General features: G+C 30.1%; 16 protein-coding genes and 2 tRNA genes. 4 read left to right on the forward strand and 14 right to left on the reverse strand.

Features of this window, described 5'->3' with window-relative positions; genetic code table 11:
* Window positions 1-6: 6 nt before the first annotated feature.
* Entirely contained in the window at window positions 7-993 is a 987-nt protein-coding gene (locus AJN69_RS01195) for a c-type cytochrome (protein WP_044779283.1), read from the reverse strand.
* A 201-nt stretch (window positions 994-1,194) separates the two neighbouring features.
* Between AJN69_RS01195 and AJN69_RS09980 the strand changes: the two genes are divergently transcribed.
* On the forward strand, window positions 1,195-1,335 hold the full coding sequence (locus AJN69_RS09980; RefSeq protein WP_044779243.1) for a hypothetical protein: 141 nt from the start codon (window positions 1,195-1,197) through the stop codon (window positions 1,333-1,335).
* Here AJN69_RS09980 and AJN69_RS01205 read toward each other — a convergent pair.
* The 5 genes from AJN69_RS01205 to AJN69_RS01225 are packed head-to-tail and all read right to left on the reverse strand — an operon-like array spanning window position 1,323 to window position 5,804.
* Window positions 1,323-1,955 (reverse strand): hypothetical protein, encoded by a 633-nt coding sequence (locus AJN69_RS01205; RefSeq protein WP_002861507.1) that lies wholly within the window; start codon window positions 1,953-1,955, stop codon window positions 1,323-1,325. The genes AJN69_RS09980 and AJN69_RS01205 overlap by 13 nt on opposite strands.
* Entirely contained in the window at window positions 1,952-2,194 is a 243-nt protein-coding gene (locus AJN69_RS01210) for a hypothetical protein (protein ID WP_002852415.1), read from the reverse strand. Before AJN69_RS01210 ends, AJN69_RS01205 begins: the two co-directional genes overlap by 4 nt.
* Window positions 2,178-3,224 (reverse strand): DHH family phosphoesterase, encoded by a 1,047-nt coding sequence (locus tag AJN69_RS01215; protein WP_044779242.1) that lies wholly within the window; start codon window positions 3,222-3,224, stop codon window positions 2,178-2,180. The genes AJN69_RS01210 and AJN69_RS01215 overlap by 17 nt, the downstream gene beginning before the upstream one ends.
* Before the next feature lie 8 nt (window positions 3,225-3,232).
* Window positions 3,233-5,407, reverse strand: a complete 2,175-nt coding sequence (gene flhA, locus AJN69_RS01220) for a flagellar biosynthesis protein FlhA (protein WP_002852599.1) — start codon at window positions 5,405-5,407, stop codon at window positions 3,233-3,235.
* Window positions 5,394-5,804 carry an RrF2 family transcriptional regulator gene (locus AJN69_RS01225; protein WP_002861509.1) on the reverse strand — a complete coding sequence of 137 codons (411 nt, stop codon included), beginning with the start codon at window positions 5,802-5,804 and terminating at the stop codon, window positions 5,394-5,396. The genes flhA and AJN69_RS01225 overlap by 14 nt, the downstream gene beginning before the upstream one ends.
* A gap of 174 nt (window positions 5,805-5,978) precedes the next feature.
* Between AJN69_RS01225 and rpsO the strand changes: the two genes are divergently transcribed.
* On the forward strand, window positions 5,979-6,251 hold the full coding sequence (gene rpsO / locus AJN69_RS01230) for a 30S ribosomal protein S15 (protein WP_002852579.1): 273 nt from the start codon (window positions 5,979-5,981) through the stop codon (window positions 6,249-6,251).
* 85 nt (window positions 6,252-6,336) lie between these two features.
* On the opposite strand, the gene AJN69_RS01235 is transcribed toward rpsO, so the two are convergent.
* Window positions 6,337-9,177, reverse strand: a complete 2,841-nt coding sequence (locus AJN69_RS01235; RefSeq protein ID WP_070239651.1) for a DNA translocase FtsK — start codon at window positions 9,175-9,177, stop codon at window positions 6,337-6,339.
* Between the two features lie 107 nt (window positions 9,178-9,284).
* Window positions 9,285-11,534 carry a flagellar hook-associated protein FlgL gene (flgL, locus tag AJN69_RS01240; RefSeq protein ID WP_070274807.1) on the reverse strand — a complete coding sequence of 750 codons (2,250 nt, stop codon included), beginning with the start codon at window positions 11,532-11,534 and terminating at the stop codon, window positions 9,285-9,287.
* Window positions 11,535-11,714: 180 nt separating this feature from the next.
* On the opposite strand from flgL, the gene AJN69_RS01245 reads away from it, so the two are divergent.
* Both AJN69_RS01245 and AJN69_RS01250 read left to right on the forward strand, forming a co-directional pair.
* A tRNA-Leu gene (locus AJN69_RS01245) sits at window positions 11,715-11,801 on the forward strand.
* A gap of 10 nt (window positions 11,802-11,811) precedes the next feature.
* Window positions 11,812-11,886: transfer RNA gene (locus AJN69_RS01250), tRNA-Gly, on the forward strand.
* Window positions 11,887-11,916: 30 nt separating this feature from the next.
* On the opposite strand, the gene abc-f is transcribed toward AJN69_RS01250, so the two are convergent.
* Genes abc-f through AJN69_RS01280 form a run of 6 tightly spaced genes read right to left on the reverse strand, consistent with a single transcriptional unit; the run spans window position 11,917 to window position 19,522 of the window.
* Window positions 11,917-13,848 carry a ribosomal protection-like ABC-F family protein gene (gene abc-f / locus AJN69_RS01255; protein ID WP_070274806.1) on the reverse strand — a complete coding sequence of 644 codons (1,932 nt, stop codon included), beginning with the start codon at window positions 13,846-13,848 and terminating at the stop codon, window positions 11,917-11,919.
* Between the two features lie 3 nt (window positions 13,849-13,851).
* A complete protein-coding gene (locus AJN69_RS01260; RefSeq protein ID WP_044779238.1) occupies window positions 13,852-15,141 on the reverse strand; it encodes a sensor histidine kinase KdpD in 1,290 nt (429 codons plus the stop codon).
* The gene (locus tag AJN69_RS01265) at window positions 15,135-15,797 is read right to left on the reverse strand and encodes a response regulator transcription factor (protein WP_004305935.1); all 663 of its coding nucleotides are present in this window, start codon (window positions 15,795-15,797) and stop codon (window positions 15,135-15,137) included. The genes AJN69_RS01260 and AJN69_RS01265 overlap by 7 nt, the downstream gene beginning before the upstream one ends.
* Complete coding sequence (gene serA, locus AJN69_RS01270; protein ID WP_044780500.1) at window positions 15,784-17,367, reverse strand: phosphoglycerate dehydrogenase; 1,584 nt, start codon at window positions 17,365-17,367, stop codon at window positions 15,784-15,786. The genes AJN69_RS01265 and serA overlap by 14 nt, the downstream gene beginning before the upstream one ends.
* The gene (locus AJN69_RS01275) at window positions 17,364-17,852 is read right to left on the reverse strand and encodes a hypothetical protein (RefSeq protein ID WP_044780501.1); all 489 of its coding nucleotides are present in this window, start codon (window positions 17,850-17,852) and stop codon (window positions 17,364-17,366) included. The genes serA and AJN69_RS01275 overlap by 4 nt, the downstream gene beginning before the upstream one ends.
* On the reverse strand, window positions 17,852-19,522 hold the full coding sequence (locus tag AJN69_RS01280; RefSeq protein WP_053872271.1) for a 30S ribosomal protein S1: 1,671 nt from the start codon (window positions 19,520-19,522) through the stop codon (window positions 17,852-17,854). The genes AJN69_RS01275 and AJN69_RS01280 overlap by 1 nt, the downstream gene beginning before the upstream one ends.
* Window positions 19,523-19,632: the final 110 nt, after the last annotated feature.

Here is a 19,632-nt window from a genome sequence, read left to right on the forward strand (position 1 = left end):
TTAAAATTATTTTTTGATCATATTTGTATAAGGTCCATAGCGATGTTGGGTTGTAGAAAAGCTATCATCATAAGGTCCTACATCCATATCCAAAGGCTTAACCTTTCTATCTGGAAAGTCTTTATCTCTATTTGCTTTAATAGGACGGGCTTGTGAATTCATGTAAGCTGCTACATCATAAGCATCTTCAAGACTTAAGTCAGGCGCACCTTGAGGCATATTTTCTTTAATATAAGAAGCAGCTTTGATAAGACGATACATTCCAGCTCCTGTATTATAACTATCATTGCCCCAAAGTGGTGGATAAAGATAATACGCGCCTGCGCTATCCTCATTTTTAAGCCCTAATCCATTTTCTTGATGACAAACGGCACATTTATCCATATAAATTGCTTTACCTTTTTTAGGATCAGCTGCTCTCGAGATGAAATCTATCTTCTTAAGCCCCTGCCCTTCTATCTTAGCTCCTACTGGAACTCCTTGAGATAACCATTGCATATAAGTTAGCATGGCTTTCATTTCAGGCGCATCACTAGGCATTCTTTTGCCATTCATAGAGCGTTCAAAACAGCCATTGATCCTATCTGCTAAGGTAATTACTTTATCTCCTCTGGCATTATATTGTGGAAATCTTGCCCAAATTCCTACAAAACCTGATTGATTTTGTACACTTCCACCATTAGCATGGCAACTTGAACAAGAAAGATTATTTCCCGCAAATCTTTTTTTAGGATCTTTGGCCTGTGGACCTACATATTTGCTTGTTTCATTAAGAATTTTATTTCCCAAAATAACCATTTTGCTATATTCTGAATTTTTTGGCATTTTAGTTTCATCTATGGTACCATCTTCATTTAAAGCCTTAGGTAAATTCCATTTGGCAGTAGGTAGATCAATGCCTGTTGCACTCTTAGTTTTTTCCAAATTTGGATCTAAGGCTAAAGCACAACTTCCACATAACAACAAAGTTAAAACTATAGAAAATTTATTCATCATTTTTCCTCCTTAAATTTGTCTAATTCGAATTCAGTATATAACTTTGCTTCAAAAAAGTCAATAAAAGTTAATAATATTTCAATAAAAAACTTCAAATTCTTAAAACAATATTTATTTGCCTTATAATTAAAACTTTAAAATAAAAATAAAGTTTTTTTGATAAAATTGAAGTTTGCAATATTTTTAAAGGTTGGTTTAATGAAAAATTTAAGCATTCAAGAAAAAAAAGACTTAGATAACTGCGTTTTTCAAAATCTTGGAAGACAAGATACTTTTACTTTAAGTGCGATTTTTAAAAATTTTTATTTAAAAATTAAAGCATTTGTTTATTCTAAATAATACCACTTAAAATCTTTTTTTGTGTAAGAAAGATCTTTAAAAGAAGGCGATTGGATAAATAGTTTGCACTCTTTATCCAAATTTTCTATTCCGTATATTTTCATAGCCATTCTTGAGTCATGTCTTGTAAGTTCTATTCCAACGCAAGCTTGATTGTTGATTTTATAAAGCAAAGTACCACCATCTTTTTCATCTATATTTAAAACATCCAAATTCTTATCTTTACTCATATCTTTTACATCTTTACTAAAAGAATATCGGAGTTTATAATATATCATAATATCTTGCATGGTATTTTTCAAATTTTGTAAATTTTCATTAATCAAGTATCCATTATTTTTATAAAGTTTTAAAAAATCTTCATTAAGAAATTTTTGAAAACTTTTATCTTTAGATAATTTTTGACAAGAGTTATAGCTATTTAAAATTCTAACTTGACCAGCTTCTATTAAAAGCTCAAGGCAATCTTTATTTTCTTGTGAAAATTGTACTAATTTAACTTCTTGAATCTTAAAATCTTTGTTCGGTTTTTTTTCATAAGCAAAATCATTTAATTTTTCGTAAATATTAGCAAAACTTAAAGAATATAAACTAAAAAAAAATAAAATACACTTTTTCATTGAAAAAAATCTTTGTATTTATTTTTTAGAAATTCCACGACTTCTAAAATTTCATCAACCCCTTCTTTGTTCGAATTTTCGAGCACATTATCTATATTATCGATATAAGCTTCTATTGCATTTTCTAATTTTTCTCTTTTAACTCCAGCGTATAAAAGCATAGCTTCTAAAACTATGCTAAGCTCATATTGTAAATCTTCTAGTTCATTTTTTAAGGTTTTATTATTGTTTTGATTCATTGTTTTCCTTTTTAAGTTCTTTGCTTTTAATTAAATCAATAATTTGAGCCTTAATATGATTATAATTTGCTCCATCTTTAAATGTCGCAAAAAGTCCACCACTAGCATTTTTATGTCCACCACCACCTACTAAATTTTTAGCCATTAAACTTACATCTATTTTTCCATTTGCACGAAAACTTAAGGTTTTTCTAGAACTAACATCAATAAAAAAGTCATAATCAGGATTTTTTACTAAAAAATCATTTCCAATAACAGAAGTATTGCCTATATTTGAAGTTAAGATGCCTTTATGGCCTTCATATTCTATACTGAAATTTTCTTTTAGCTCACTTAGTTTTTCAACTACAAAATAAGAAATTAAATTAGAAAGAGTATCATCATTTTTTCTGGCAAAATAATCCTTTTTTATAAAATGAGTAGCATTATCGAGTAAAATATTCGCATTTTCTTTTCCTATAAATTTCCAAGCCTTATCAAGCAAGAAAAACATATAATCAATTTGCGATTCTTTAAACATCACGCGATTTATTTCTTTTGCATTGGCAATCAAGCCTAAAAAAACCTTTCCAAGTTCAAAATTTTCATCCTCGCTTAGCCAAATATCAACAGCATTAACTACATCAACAAATTTTGAAAGTTTTAAAACTGGGGTGCAGATTTTAGAGAAAAAATCATAAACGATTTTAGTTGCACATCTTTTAGAATCAAGTAAATACCAAGAATATTTTTGAGCACATTCTTCGCCACTCTGATGATGATCAAGAAGAAAAATTTTAATATTTTTCTCTTTACAAATTTTATCAAATTCTTCGCATTGATTTAAATTTAAATTTAAATCTGTTATTAGAATAATAGCTTTTCCGAAATTTTCATCTTTTTCTATATCGCCTATAATAGAGTTAAAATTTTCATTAATTTCTTTACCATAATTAGAATTATAAAATTTCACATTTTTAAAATAAAAATTTACTACAAATTGACAAGCATAACCATCAAGATCTGTGTGCGAAAGATGATAAATTTTCATTATATTCCTTAAAGTTCTATCCTAATAATACCCTCGGTATTAAAATTTGTATTTTCTGCAATTTCTGCAAAACTTAACACTACTATATTAATGCTAAAATTATAACAAATATCAGCAATGAATTTTCTAAGTTGCGGTTCAACGCAAAGTATAAAAGGCTTGATACGACCATTTGCTACTGCGGCAACTTCAGCCCTTAGAGTATCTACTAAAGTGCCTGTTTGAGCTACACTTAAAGGCAAGTGATAACTTCCATCTCTAAATTGTACATTTTCCATTAACACTGCAGAGCTAGCAGAGTCTAAGATAAAAATATCCAAATTTCCTTTATCATCTAAATACATATTTGTAATCATCCTAGCTAAAGACGCTCTTACATGTTCAATAATCATATCAAAACTCTTGCTTACTTCTGCTATATCGCTTACAGATTCTAAAATAGTAAGCATATCTTTAATTGGTATGTGATGCTTAAGCAAGTCTTTGAGAATTTTTTGAATAAGACTTACAGGTGCAACACCTAAAGCACCTTCTACAATGATTGGATAATCATTTTTAACCTTATCAAGAAGATTTTGCACCTCTTGGCGTGTAAGAAGTTCGCTTGCGTGTGCTTTGATAAGTTCGCTCATATGTGTTGAAATAACACTTGCAGGATCTATTACTATATAGCCATTTAATGTTGCTTCATCTTTTAAATTCGCATCAATCCAAAGTGCATCAGAGTTAAAAGCAGGTTCTTTTGTAGCAATCCCTTCTATCTCTTCTGTGATAAAACCACTATCCATGGCTAAATATTTATCCGGATAAATTTCAGCACTTGCTATAGACACGCCCTTGAGTTTAAAACTATACTCATTTGGTTTAAGTCTTAAATTATCTCTTATTCTTATTTTTGGCATTAAAAATCCTAAACTTTCAGCAATACTTCTTCTCATTGAGCGAATTCTTTCTGTAAGTTCGTTTTCAGCAAGCTTAATAAGTCCGTATCCAAGTTCAAGTTCTAAAATTTCAACTTTGAGTATGTCGTTAATCTTGTGCTCTTCTTCTTTGAGAATTTCCTCTTCGCTTTTCTTAGCAGGTGCTGCCGTTGTCCCACCTGCTCCACTTTGAGATGCAGCTGCGGCACTTGGTTTGCTTTTTTTAACTGTGGTTATATCAATTTTACCTTCCTTAACCTGCTTGGTAAGATAGCCAAGACTTAAAAAAACTAAAGCCATAAAGCCCAAGGATAAAGTTGGCAAACCAGGTACTAACGCAAAGATAAAAAGTACAAAACCTACTATTAAAAGTGTGCGATATTCACTTAAAAGTTGAGTTAAAGTTCCTTCTGCAAAATTTTCCTCATCTTTGCTTGCACGAGTGATAATTATAGCGGTTGCAGTAGAAGTAATAAGCCCTGGAATTTGCGATACAAGTCCATCGCCTATGGTTAAAATAGTATAAGTAGATGCAGCATCGCTTAAAGCCATATCGTGCTGAAAAGATCCTATTAAAAAACCACCTATGATATTTATAATAGTTATGATAATTCCTGCAACAGCATCTCCTTTGATAAATTTAGAAGAACCATCCATTGCACCATAGAAGTTTGCTTCAGCAATAACTTCTTGACGTCTTGCTCTAGCGGTTTGTTCATCGATAAGTCCTGCATTTAAATCCGCGTCAATAGCCATTTGTTTACCCGGCATTGCATCAAGTGTAAATCTTGCTTGTACTTCAGAAACCCTTGTACTACCTTTTGTTACAACCATGAAATTAATTAATACTAAGATACAAAATACAATCACACCAATGACCATATTTCCACCAACAACAAATTCTCCAAATGCTGCTATAATCTCACTCACAGCTTCAGGGCCGTTTTGCCCTTCGCTTAAAATCATCCTCGTAGTAGCTATATTTAAAGAAAGTCTAAATAAAGTAATAATCAAGATTAAAGTTGGAAAAGTTGTTAAATCTGTCGGTTTAGGTATATAAATAGAAATTAAAATAATTAATACTGATAAAGCTATACTTAAAGCTAAGAAAAAGTCCAAAATAGGACTTGGTAAAGGAACTATGATAATAGCTAAAATGCAAACTAAAAAACCAACAATAGTTAAGCTTTTAGCTTTTAAAACAGGAGCAATTAAAGGCCCCAAAAAAGGAAAAACTAAATCGACTATTTTATTTTTTGCCATTATTTTTCATAATATCTTCTAAAGTAATAGAATCTAAAAATTCATCTACTTTATTTTGTAAATTTACTAACATAGGCATTAAGGTGCAATTTTTTTCTTTATTATTTGGACAAGTACCACCACTGCATTCAAATACACTGATATCCTTTTTTTCAGCACTATTAACAATTTCTTTTATAGTATATTGATTTGGTTCTTTGATTAATGCAAAACCACCTTTTGCCCCTTTAAAGGATTTTAACAAACCATCTTTAGCTAAAGTTTGTAAAATTTTAGCTAAAAAACTTTTGGGAATATCAAGCTCTAAAGCTAAAGAATCTACATCTTGAGGTGTTTCTTTTTGAGAAATATAAATTAAAGAAAGTAAAGCGTATTCGCTAGCTTTGGTAAATAGCACAGATTCTCCTTATTATAACTATAGAAATAGCTGTAATTATAATAAATAATTCTTAGAAAAAGACTTAAATTTTGACAAAACCTTCTAAAAAGGATAAATTCAGTTTATTTTTTGCTTTTTAAGATAAAATTACAGTTCTTTAATTTTATTATTTTACCAATCAGGAGGTCTATCATGGCTTTGGATTCGGCCAAAAAAGCAGAAATAGTTGCGAAATTCGCTAAAAAACCAGGTGATACTGGTTCAACAGAAGTTCAAGTAGCTCTTTTAACTGCAAGAATTGCAGAACTTACAGAACATTTAAAAATCTACAAAAAAGACTTTTCATCAAGACTAGGACTTCTAAAACTTGTAGGTCAAAGAAAAAGACTTTTATCTTATCTTAAAAGAAAAGATTATAATTCTTATAGTAAGTTAATTACTGAATTAAATCTTAGAGATAAATAATTTTTAAGCCCTTTTTACGGGGCTTTTTCTTTTTAAATTTCTTCTTTTGTAATCAGTTTTATATATCAAAAATACAAGAAAAATCTTACAAGATTTCCCTTTGTCCTTTGGCATCAGGTTCGCTTAAAATCCCGTTTTGCGTAAGTTGTTCAATAATATTTGCAGAGCGGTTATAGCCGATTTTTAAACGGCGTTGTAGATAAGAAATGCTTGTTTTTCCATCTTCTAAGATTACTCTTTTAGCTTCTTCATAAAGCTCATCTACTTCCCCATCAAAGCTTTCATTTGTTGTAACTCCCATGCTTTGTTGATCTTTTAAAAAGCTTTCATCATATTCTACACTTTGTTGATCCTTTAGAAAATCCACGATTTTTTCTATTTCAAATTCGCTTGCAAAAGGCGCATGCAAACGCACTATAGAGCTTGTTCCAGGAGGAGTAAATAAACAATCCCCTCTTCCAAGTAAACTCTCGGCACCCATAGCATCTAAAATAACTTTAGAGTCAATTTTTTGCCCTACTTTATAAGAAATTCTACTTGGTAAATTCGCTTTGATCAGTCCTGTTACAACATCAACAGAAGGTCGTTGTGTAGCTACAATCAAGTGAATTCCACTTGCTCTTGCCATTTGTGCAAGTCTTCCTATGTAAAATTCTACATCTTTACCCGCAGTCATCATCAAATCAGCAAGTTCATCAATAATTACTACAATAAAAGGAAGTTCTTCACCACCTAATTCTTTCATTTTTTCATTGTAATTTTCTATATTTTTGGTTTTTGCATCAGCCATTAAACGATAGCGTCTTTCCATTTCAGCCACCATATTTGAAAGTGCATTGACTGCTTTTTTTGGATCTGTGATAACAGGAGTTAAAAGATGAGGAATATCATTATAAATGCTAAATTCAAGCATCTTAGGATCTATCATCATCAAACGCAAGGTTTTAGGAGAGTTACGATATAAAAGACTTAAAAGCATAGAATTTATCCCCACACTTTTACCGCTACCTGTAGTTCCTGCGATGAGTAAATGCGGAAGTTTTTTAAGATCGGTTACAAAAGCATTGCCTACTATATCTTTGCCCAAAGCTATAGTTAAAGGACTTTTAGCATTTTTAAAAACTTCGCTTTGTAAAATTTCTCTTAGATAAATAGTTTGAATTTCATCATTTGGGACTTCTATGCCTACAACATCTTTTCCTGGTATTGGAGCTTGAATACGGATTGATTTTGCCATTAAAGCCATAGTTAAATCATCTTGTAAATTTAAAATACGACTTACTTTTACATCTGCGCTAGGACGAAATTCAAAAGTAGTTACAACAGGACCAACATAAGTGCTTATAACATCGCCACCTATTTTAAAACGACGCAACTTTTCAAGAAGATTATAAATTTTTTTATCTATTTCACTTTCATTGATTTCTTGTCTATGCTCTTTTGGATTAGCTAAAAAATCTAATGGTGGCAAGGTGAAATCTTTTGGTTTTTCTATCTCACCCTGCTCTATTTCACGCAATAAAGCTTGGTTAATAGCAATTTCTTTGGCTAAAACTGCTTTTTGAAGTTTAATTTCTTGATCATTTGTTTTTTCATTATCGATTTTAATTTCTGTATTTTGGATAAAATCGAGTGTATTTTTTTCTTCTATAACTATTTCATTTATATTTTTTATAGGAGTAGGTTCTATATAAGGATGATTTAACTCTTCTACAATAGGAGTAAATTCGAAGATATTGTCTGCTTTATCTGGATTTTTATTTTCATTTATTTTGTTTGATTCTTCTGTTTCTGTTTTGATTGTCTTTGAGTTATTAAAACTGTATTTATTCCCTTCTATAATATCGCTTGAATTTATCGCATCATATTCTTCTAATTTTTTAATTTCTTGTTTTACTTTATTTTCTAAAATTTCATTTTGATAGGCTTTGTATTCTTGTTCTAGTTTTTCTTTTTTTATCAAATTCTCTCTAAGTTCAAGCTCTTTTGTGAAAATTTTTGGTTTAACTTCCTGTTTAGAAACTGGAATTTCAATATTTTTACGCTTATAACTTGGCTCATCTAAATTTTTATTTGTATCTATTTGCTTTATATCTTCAAGTTTTTTAGGTTTTAAAAAACGTTCAGGAATCATATCTACCCCTTCTTCTGAAATAAAATTAAAATCTTCATCAAGGCTAATGCTCATTTTGCTAGCCTTTTGTGCGAAATTTCGCACTTGTTGAGAATGCTCATAAACAAAACTTCTTGATTCTTTTAAGCTTTGTGTATCAATCTCTATGGTTTCATCTAAAATTTGATTTTTTAGTTTTTCAAAGTTTTCCTTAGCTGTGGTAATTGAATTTTTACTTGCATTGATATTGCAATCTTTGATTATCTGTTCTAAGTTATTGGTTTTTTCTTTTTTATTTATTTGCAAATTCTCATAAATACTATCTTGCAAAATATTTAATTTTGGAGCCATAGGTTCTGATTTACCTACATCTTCTTTCTCATTTTCTCCGCCAAATACACGCATAAGTAAAGATTTAAAAGCTTGCTCTACTTTTAATAAAAAAGTAAAATCTAATTCTATTTTTAAAATTTCTTTTGCAAATTTCGGAAACAATAAGATCAAAGAAAATAGCAAAAGTAAAAGAGCAAAAATTCCACTCCCTGTATGTCCTAAGATTATAGAAAAAAATCCATATACAATTTCTAAAATATACCCAAACTCTCTATAAAAGACAGAAAATAAAAGCAAAGTAGAAAAAAAGGCCAAAGAAAAACCAAAAAGCTCTCTACGCTTAAAATTTTCTATTTTATAATTTTTTCTATAGTAAAGATAATTTAACACAAGTAAAAAAAATGGATAATAATACCCAAATTCTCCAAATAAAAATAAATTAGCCTTGTAAACCCATTCTCCCATGCTAGGTGCTAGCATACAAAGACAAATATAAAAAATAACAAGTGTAGAGCTGGTAAAAATGGCTTCTTTTTTAATATTCTTTCCTTAAAAATAAAATCAAAGCCAAATTATACCATAAATTTTTACATATAATTTAATAAGCTAAGTTGAGAAATTGTTGTACTAGCCTTAAGAGAAGCTTGATATGCAAGTTGAACTTGCATTAAATTCATCATAGCTTCACCATAATCTACATCAATAACATTTGACTTAATGCTTTGCACATTTACGCTTAAGAAATTTACTCGAGTATTGACACCATCTATAGTATTATGATAAGCTCCCATGGTTGTATTAAGCTTGCTGATATGATCTGCTAAATGATCGAGTCTTTCTAAAGCTCCTTGCATTCCGGTATTTCTTGGATCGGCCGAATTTCCATCGGCTCTCATATTACCACTTAAAACCGCATCTATCATAGTATCTAAATCTTTTATAAGATCAACATTTGGTTCATCTATAACTAAAGCATTATTGGCACTAAAACTAAAATTTGGACCATTCTCTACTTGCGCAGTTGTAGTATAAGGTGGTTGCGGAAAATGTCCACTTTGAGAATCACTTAAAGAAATTCCTATGTTGGTTCCTGAGGATAGCTTATCGGTAACGCTAATGCGACCTTTATAATCCATGCTTACATCAACAGTAGCTTGAGAATCTTTCATGAGTTGTTGTAAACTATTATAACCATTTGCATCAACTTTTCCATTTGTAGCTGTTATGCTTTGGGTTGGAATTTTATCTGCGGCAAACATACCTATAATATCATTGATTTGACCATAAGTAATATCATTTGATCCTGTAACAACTCCACTATTTCCAGTTGCAGGATCAGTATGGGTTATAGGAAAACTTATGGTTTGACCTGGATTATTAGGATTAGGATAGCTTACAGTTGAAGTTTGTAAATTTATAGTAACATCGTAAGAATTTCCACCTTTGGAATTGACTTTTAAATTTAAAGTAGTACCATTTAGACTATTTCCTGCCATTACCTCGCTAAGTTTGGTTGAATCAGTTGCATAAGCATTACTTCCTTTAATAACTTGAGAAACATTACCATAAACAGTATTTCCATCTTTTTCAAAATAAACATTATCATAATCTGCACCATTGGCTTTGTTGCCAGCTGAATCAGTCATATTGCTTTTAATAAAATCAGTTTGAGCTAAACTAAAGGTAAACTCTTGCTCTTTTCCATCTTTTCCTGTTAATTTAATAGTAACTGGACTAGTTGGATTGGTAATATCACCATTTTTCATAGCCTCTTGCATAACAGCATTGGTAACATTATCCATGTTAAGATCATTATCCTTAACAAATTTTTCCATTGCTTTGAAACTTTCTGTTTTGTCCATTTGTGGAGTATAGGCTACGGCATGAAAGTCTAATTTATTATTGCCTTGTTTTAAATCTGTGATTTGAATTTGACCACTATTATTGATGCTTACTTCTACAACTTTATTATTAGCAGTGTTGCCATAAAGTGCACCAATTTGCTCTAATACATCTTCTATTTTATCATCTGGTTTTACTAAAACTGCACTTTTAAAGCTTGTTCCATCTGGTTTTGTTCCTTGAACATAGAGTGTTGAAGGTGGAAAATTAAGTTTTCGGTCTTTATCTTCAAAATCTATATCCGGATCTAATTTTCCATCTTTTACATAATTTTGCCCGATAAGCTGCTTCCAAGCAGAATCCCCGTTTAAATATTCTTGTTTATCTTTATCTGTATAACGATTATCTGTAAAACTGATATTAGTAGTAATTTGTTTTTTATAGTCTCCATCTGCTTTGAAAAATAAATCCCATCCAGGTATATTATAAGGACTTTCAGTTCCAGCTCCAGTTACTACATTGATATTATTTTTATCTCCATAATAATTACCATTGGAATCAAAAGGTTTATTTGCAACTTGTGAGCCTGCAAAAAGATACTGACCATTAACGCTAGTATTTGCAAGCTGAACTATACTCTCTTTTATGCGTTCTAATTCTTTTGCTATAGCCTCCCTTGAAGTTTGAGAGTTCCCATCACTTGCAGCTTGAGTTACTTTAACTTTAAAATCTTCAAGAAGTTTTACCATATCTTGCAAAGCTTTCATGCTGTTTTGAGTCATTTCTTTTGCACTGTTTGTTGCTTGTTTTACTTGTTCTAATGTTTTAATTTCATATTCAAGACGCGTATTATCTATATAAATGCTTGCATCTTCATATGAATTTTGTATTTTTAAACCTGAAGCAAGTTGTTGAGATATCTGATATAAAGCACTTTGACCACCCATAGAATTATTCACACTATTTGTGAAATTAAGTTTATTTGTAATTCTCATTTTTTTCCTCTAAAGTATTAAAGTTAAAATCTTTTCAAACATTGCTAATAAACAAAAGCAATAACTGTTCCAAAAATTTAAATTACATAATTTTATATAATCTTTTTGAAAATACTTTTTATTTTTAAAGTATTTTTTAGTCTAAAAAAGTATAATTTCAACTTTAAATCTTAAAAATGAGCCCGAGTGGTGAAACTGGTAGACGCGCCAGACTCAAAATCTGGTAAGGGCAACCTTGTGTCGGTTCGAGTCCGACCTCGGGCACCACTTATTTTTTGCGGGAATAGCTCAGGGGTAGAGCACAACCTTGCCAAGGTTGGGGTCGCGAGTTCGAATCTCGTTTCCCGCTCCATAGAGTAAAAAAATATAAAATCTTTATTAATTATAAATTCTCACTTTTCTCTAATACTAAAAAATACTCATTTTCTAGAATTTCAAGTTCTTTTTGCATTACTTCAAGCTCTTGATAAAGCTTGTTAATACCTATTTCTTGATATACATTTGGATCGGATAAATCTTGATTTAATTTAGCTATCTTTTGCTCTAAAAAATCTATTTTTTCAGGATGGTTTTTTAATATCTCATTTTCTTTGTAGCTTAATTTTTTAGAGCTTTTTTCTTTTTGGTTATTATTTTGCTCTTGGGTTTGAAGCTCTAAAGCAAAATTATCCAATTCTTCAATTTCTTTTTCATTTTCAAGATATTCAGTATAAAGAGTGTGTAAAATATTTATATATCCATTTCCCTCAAAAGCATAAAGTTTTGTTGCGATTTTATCAACAAAATATCTATCGTGTGATACTAGCAAAATAGCCCCTTCAAAACTAAGTAAGTATTCTTCTAGTATATTAATCGTAGCTATATCAAGATCATTAGTTGGCTCATCTAAAATCAAAACATCATATTCTTTAGTAAAAAGCAAGGCTAAAGCAACGCGATTTTTCTCTCCACCACTTAAAAGAGCCACACTTTTATCTAAAAATTCCTTAGGAAATAAAAAATTTTTCAAATATCCATAAACATGCATATTTTTACCACGAACTTCAACCCTATCTCCACCATTGGGACAAAAAATTTCAAGCAAGCTTTTATCAGAATTTACCAAGCTTCTAGCTTGATCAAAATATCCTATCTTAAGCTCTCCGCGTTTTATTTCACCGCTATCTTGTTTTATTTGCCCTAGAAGAATTTTTAACAATGTCGATTTTCCACAACCATTTCTTCCTACGATAGCTATGCGTTCACCTTGTAAAATACGCGTTGAAAAATCTTTAAAAAGATTTTTATTGTTTATATTTTTGCTTATATTTTTAAGCTCAAAAAGCATTTTTTTACGATTGATCGTTTTTCCTCCATTAAAATTTAAGGCCGCTCTTGAAATTTCAAGTTTTAAGCGTTTGATTGCTCCGGGATTTTTTTTCGCTTCTTCACGCATTTTAAAAATGCGTTCTTTTCGTCCTTCATTTCTTTTAAGTCTTGCCTTAACCCCTCTTCTAAGCCATTCTTCTTCGCTTTTTAATTGCTTTAAAAGAGTTTCATGGCTCTTAGCAAGGCTTTGCAAAATTTGTGTTTTTTTCTCTAAATAGTTTGCATATCCGCCTTTAAAAATACTAAGTTTACCCTGCTCCACTTCTATACACTTGTGTGCTATAGCGTTAATAAAATATCTATCATGGGAAATAAAAATCACACACATCTTTGAATTTTTTAGCAATTCTTCTAAAAAGCTTGTCATATATACATCTAAATGATTAGTTGGCTCATCAAGCAATAAAATATCAGGATTTTTTAGTAAAAGTATGCAAAGGCCAACGCGGCGTATTTCTCCACCACTTAAAGTAGATATAATACGATTTTCATACTCAAGCAAACTAAATTCTTTTAAAACGCGTATTATTTTAGATTCTATATTCCAAGCATCTTTACTATCAATCAAAGTCATAAGCGTATCTATTTTTTTAAGATGATCTTTATTGCTAGGATCTTCTTCTAATTTTTTATGCAGTATTTCATATTCTTCTAAGGCATTGTAAATTTCTGCAAGCTCTTGCTTGATGGCTTCTTTTACACTTAAATTTGCGTTAAAATCAACGGTTTGTGAAAGCATGGCTATGCTTTTTCCATTTTGTCTTATTACTCTACCGCTATCTAAAGGAAGTGCGCCTAAAAGCGTTTTTAAAAAAGTAGATTTTCCTTCTCCATTTTTGCCTATAATGGCAATCTTTTCTCCCTCGTTTGCGCTAAAATTTACTTCATTTAAAACTATTTTGTCTCCAAATTTTTTTGAAGCTTCAATTAAATCTATAAGAGCCATTTTTTATCCTTGACTGAGTTTAAAACTAAAACTAGAACCATAGCCTAAAGTGCTAGAAATTTCAAGATAACTTTTATGTATACTTAAAATTTTCTTTACTAAAAAAAGTCCCAAACCAAAAGAATTATCACTTTTTACATCAATTTTATAAAATTTTTTTGTAATCAATTTTATTTTATCTTCTTCTATACCTTTTCCAAAATCTTGCACTATTATCTTTTGATCTCTTGCTGTTAAAATGACTTCTTTTTGACTATATTTTAAAGCATTAGAAAGCAAATTTATAATCACTTGCTCGATTAAAAATTCATCAGCCTTAACTTTCGTGCTTTTACCTTGCAATACAACTCTTTCAAAGCCTGGGTTTTTAGTGATTTTTTCACACAGAGAAAAAAGATCAAATTCTTGCATCTGCAAGGCTTCACTATTAAGATTAAAAACAAAATTAAGCTTATGGGTCAAAGCATTAAGCTTAATGCTTTGACGCGAAATTTTTTCTAGCAATTCCTTTTTTAATTTTTTATCTTCCAATTTCTCATCTTTTAGCATCTCTAAGCTAAGATCAATCACGCTTAATGGATTTTTAAGCTCATGAGAAATAGCAGAAATCACACTAGCAAGCTGAGTATTTTTTAAAGTGATTTTATCGCTTTGTTTTTTATTTTTCTGGGTATTCTTTAGAATTTTATCCTTAGTTTTTAAAAGCTTCTCATTTAGCAAATTAAATTCTTTAAACATTCCTTTTTCTAATATAACAACTTTATGATCCCCTATAGAATCTAAAAAATCCAAAATTTTATTAAAATTTTTCTCTATTCTTCTACCTAGCAACAACATTAAAATAAAAACAAACAGCAAGGACACTCCAAAACCGATTGCCATTTTTGTCCAAAAAAGTTCTAAATCTAAAAAACGAGGATAAACAATAATAATATATTTATATCCTTTGTAAATAAAGCTTTTAGTGAGAATTTTTTTTGAATCGAAATTTAAAATTTTTCCTTCTTTAAGATTAGAAAAAAAATCAGGATTTTTTACAGAACTTATTTTCATATCATTGTTTAGGATAATAAAATCAGCCCTAGTATCTTTAGCAAAATCCTTGATATTAGCATCATTTAAATGTTCTAAGAGAGAAAATTTTAAAACATCATCAAGGCTTTTGATTTTTTGCTCATATTGTTTTATAAGCAAGAAATTAAGATAAGAGTTAGTAAAAGTACAAAAAATAAACCCAAAAATCAAAGCCAATACAACAAAAAAAACTATAAAAATATTTTTAGTTTTTAGCATAATTTATAGCCAACACCTCTAACGCTTATAATATGATCTTTTAGTTTTGGAAATTTATTTCTAAGTCTTGTTAGAGCTATATTGATTGTTTTATCACTTGTAGTATCATCTTTCCAAACGCTTTCGCTTAAAAATTGTCTAGTAAGCAAGGTATTTGGATTTTCAAAAAAATATTTTAAAAGCTCATAGTCAAGATTTGAGATTTCTAATTTTTGATTTTTGTAAAAGAATTCATAATTAGCCAAATCTAAAATAAAATCACCAAAAGATAGTTTTTCTTCTTCTTTTTTATGGCGTTTTAAAATTGCTTTAATGCGAAGCAAAAGCTCATTAAAATCAAAAGGTTTACAAACATAATCATCACAACCACTTTCAAAGCCTTCGAGCAAATCTTGATGCAAAGCCTTGGCTGTAAGAAAAATAACTGCTTCTTTATATCCTTGCTCTCTTAAATCTTGAATTTTTTCTAAAGAATCTCCACTGGGCAAATTTCTATCGACTATTAAAAGATCGATTTGCTCATTATCGAGCAAATCTTCAACTCCAAAAAAATCCACTAAAGATATAACTTCATAACCACTAGATTTTAACTTTAAAACAAGCAGTTCGTTTAAATCTATATCATCTTCTATAATTAAAATTTTAAATTTCAACATATTGGACAAATACACACGCCTCTAATTGTTTTAGTTCATCTAATACTTCTTTCTGAACTTTTTCATCAATCAAAACAACAGCCAAAGCATACCCAAAACCATCTCTACCAAGCCTAAAATCAGCTATATTGATATTTTTAGCTGCCAAAACGGAGCTGATTTTAGCTATAACTCCTGGTATGTCTTTGTTTTTAAAAATAATCATTTTCCCTTTTGGCTTAAAATCAGTTTTAAAGCCATTTAATCCAACTATGCGTTGTTCATTTTCATTAAACACTGTTCCTGAAACACTGATATTTGAATTTTCGGTGATAATTTTAACGCTAAGTTTATTATTATAACCACTATTTGGAAGAGTTTCGCAAGATAATTCAACTCCTTTTTCTTTGGCAACAAATTCTGCATTAACATAATTAATTTTCTCTCCTAAAATTCCACCCAAAGCACCAACAGCTGCAAAGGTTAGCATAGAATTTGCATACTCGCCAATAATTCCTTCAGCCTCTAATTTAATACTTTTTATAGGATTTTTATCAATTTGAACAGCTAAAAAAGCCATTTTAGAAACAAGTTCTATATAAGGAGCTACAAAAGGTGGTAAATCTTCGGTTTTAATTGGCAAATTTAAGGCATTAGGATAAGCCACGCCTCGTGCTGCACTTAGTGCTTGCTCACAAGCTTCTCTTGCGATATTGTCTTGACTTTCTAAAGTATTTGCTCCTAGGTGAGAAGTAACTGAAATATTTTCAAAGTCTAAAAGAGGATGATTAGTCGCAGGTTCTTTATTGAATACATCTATACCAAGCCATGCTATTTTACCACTTTTTAAACCTTCATATAAAGCCTCTTCTGTGTACAATCCTCCGCGAGCACAATTTATTAATCTTATTCCATCTTTCATTTTTGCAATTTCTTGCTTTCCTATCATACCATTGGTTTCTTTGGTTTTTGGTGTGTGAATGGTAATAAAATCACTTTTTTCTAAAATTTCATCCAAATTTTTTGCCTGCTCCATATCTAAATCTGTAATCTTAGAAGCAGAAATATACGGATCGTAGGCTAAAATTTTCATACCAAATGCTTTAGCACGGATAGCTACTCTTGAACCTATATTTCCAAAACCTATAACCCCTAGCGTTTTGTTCATCAATTCAATGCCATACCATTTTTCTCTTTCCCATTTTCTTTCAATTTTTAAAAAATTATGAGCATTGACAAAGCTTCTAGCTGATGTTAAAAGATGTACCATTGTTAGTTCAACTGCGGCAATAGTATTTGCAGTTGGGACATTCATCACAATCACTCCTCTTTTAGAACACTCTGGAATATCAACATTATCTACGCCCACCCCAGCACGCACAAGCGCTTTTAATTTTTTGGCATGATTTAAGAAATTTATATCTACATCTGTAGAACTTCTAGTAATAGCAACTTCAACATCGCTTAGCATTTGCATAAGTTCATCTTTTGGAACTTTTGCAGCTTCTATAAGCTCAATATCTTCAGCTTTTCTTAGAATATCGATACCTTTATCCAAAATAGCATCACATACTATAATCTTTTTTTTCATAACCAAATTTCCTTTACTTCTGTATTTATTTTATATTTTTTTAATTCTTTCATAATATCATCTATAAGTTTTTCATTACCTGTATCCAAAAAGATTTCTGGACTATCACCTGATTTAAGAAGAAAATACTTCACATTAAAAGAATTTAAAGTCTGTCTTAAGCAAAACATAGAATAAATATCATATTTTCCAACTATAAGTTGATAATATTTATTTTTCTCCTTAAGCTCGCTAGTATCCGCATCAAAATATAAGGTAAATTTTTCTGCTGCTGGGGTAAAATCTCGTGTAGGCCATTTTGCTAATTCTTCTTGCCATGAAAGATCTTGATTTTGGGTTTGAATGCTTGGCTGCGTATTTGTATCTTTAGCAAATTGTGGAATGAAATTTACATTAGCTTTAAATTGCCAAAGCAATGTAAAAACAACAGCAAGCAAAATGAGTAATAAAATACTCAAAATGCTTATTGTAATGTATTTTTTCATTAAGTTAGCTGATCTTTAATGATATCACCTAAAGTCACTTTATCATCATTATTGATTTCATTAAGAACTTCTCTTTCTTTCATTCTAATAAGATTTTTAACACTTAGGCGAATTCTATTTTTCTTTTCATCAATAAAAACTATAGCAGCTTCAATATCGTCGCCAATTTTCAAATTTTCAAGCATAGAAGTGCTTATATCTTCTTTATGAATTAAAGCATCAACATTTTTACTTAGCTCTACAAAAACACCAAAATCTTTAATATCACGGATAGCGCCTTTTACAATATCGCCGACTTTATGAATTTTGGCATATTCTTGCACTGGGGAACTGCTTAATTCTTTTGTGCTTAATGATATTTTTTGGTTTTCTTCGTCTATTTTGATAATTTTTACTTTGATTTTATCCCCTTGGGAGAATTTATCTTTGCACTTATCGTTTCTATCCCAAGAAGCATCTTCATTATGCAATAAACCTTCAATACCGCCAAGTTTAACAAATGCACCAAAAGAAGTTACCGAGGTAATTTCTCCTTCAACCACATCTGCAATTTTGTAAGATTTCATAAATTCATCAAAAGGTCTAGAAAGTAAATTTCTTAAAGATACTCTTAAGCGTCTTTCATTCGGATTGATTTCAATTACTTCAACATCAATTTCTTGACCTTTGTTGATATAATCTTTTGGATTTTTGATGTTTTTATCCCAAGAAATTTCACTGATATGTAAAAATCCTTCTATATCATTTCCTAAATCTACAAAAGCACCATAAGGCTCTATATTTGATACTATTACTTTAATGGTATCACCTACATCAAGAGTATCTTTTATCTCGCTCCATGGATCAGGTAAAGCCGCTTTTATAGATAAGGATAAATGTTTGCGTTCTTTATCATACTTTATTACTTTAACTGGAACTTTATCGCCCTCTTTATAAAGTGTTCCAGGATTTACAGGTCCTTTGTAAGAAATTTCGCTGTAATGAACAAGGCCATCAACACCTCCTACATCTACAAACATACCATAAGTGGTAATTTTTTTCACAATACCTTCAATTAAATCTTCTTGTTGTGCTACATTATTGATCAATTCTTTGCGTTTTCTTCTCTCCTCATCTAAAGTTTTTTTACGAGAAACAATGATACTTTGCTCATCTTTGTCGATTTTAATAATTTTAACTTTAAACGTTTTGCCTATAATGTTATTTGTTTCTTTGAAGCCATATTGAGATTTTGGCAAGAAAAATTCAACATCATTTTCATCAACAACTATCAATCCGCCTTTATTTTTTCCAACTACTTTTACGGTAAAAATATCATCTTGATTTTCTTGATAGTTTTTAATAAATTCAATAACTTTTTCTTTTCTCAAAGCTTTTTTATGAGAAAGTAAAGATCTGCCACCACGAGAACCCATAACAGAAACTTTAATACTATCGCCTACATTAAATAATAACTTAGAATTGTCATCTTGTATTTCGCTAAGAGCTAAAATACCTTCAGATTTTTTACCTATATCTACATAAACTTCATCATTTTTGATCTCTACAATCACACCCTCTGTTGTAGCCTCTTCTCTTGATTTATCAAAAGCCTCTAAAAGCTGTCCAAAATCTTCTTCCTCAAGATAATCGTCTACAATGCCTTGAACTTTTTTGTTCACCTCGCTCATTATGGTCCTTTAAAATAATTTTTAGAAATTGATTGATTTTACCTTATTTTTCTTTAATTAGTGTTAAGTTTTTTTATTTTTGTTAATTTTTTTTAAATTTTTGACTTTTT

The organism is Campylobacter sp. BCW_4338 (assembly GCF_001763255.1).
Taxonomy (GTDB): Bacteria; Campylobacterota; Campylobacteria; order Campylobacterales; family Campylobacteraceae; genus Campylobacter_D; species Campylobacter_D jejuni.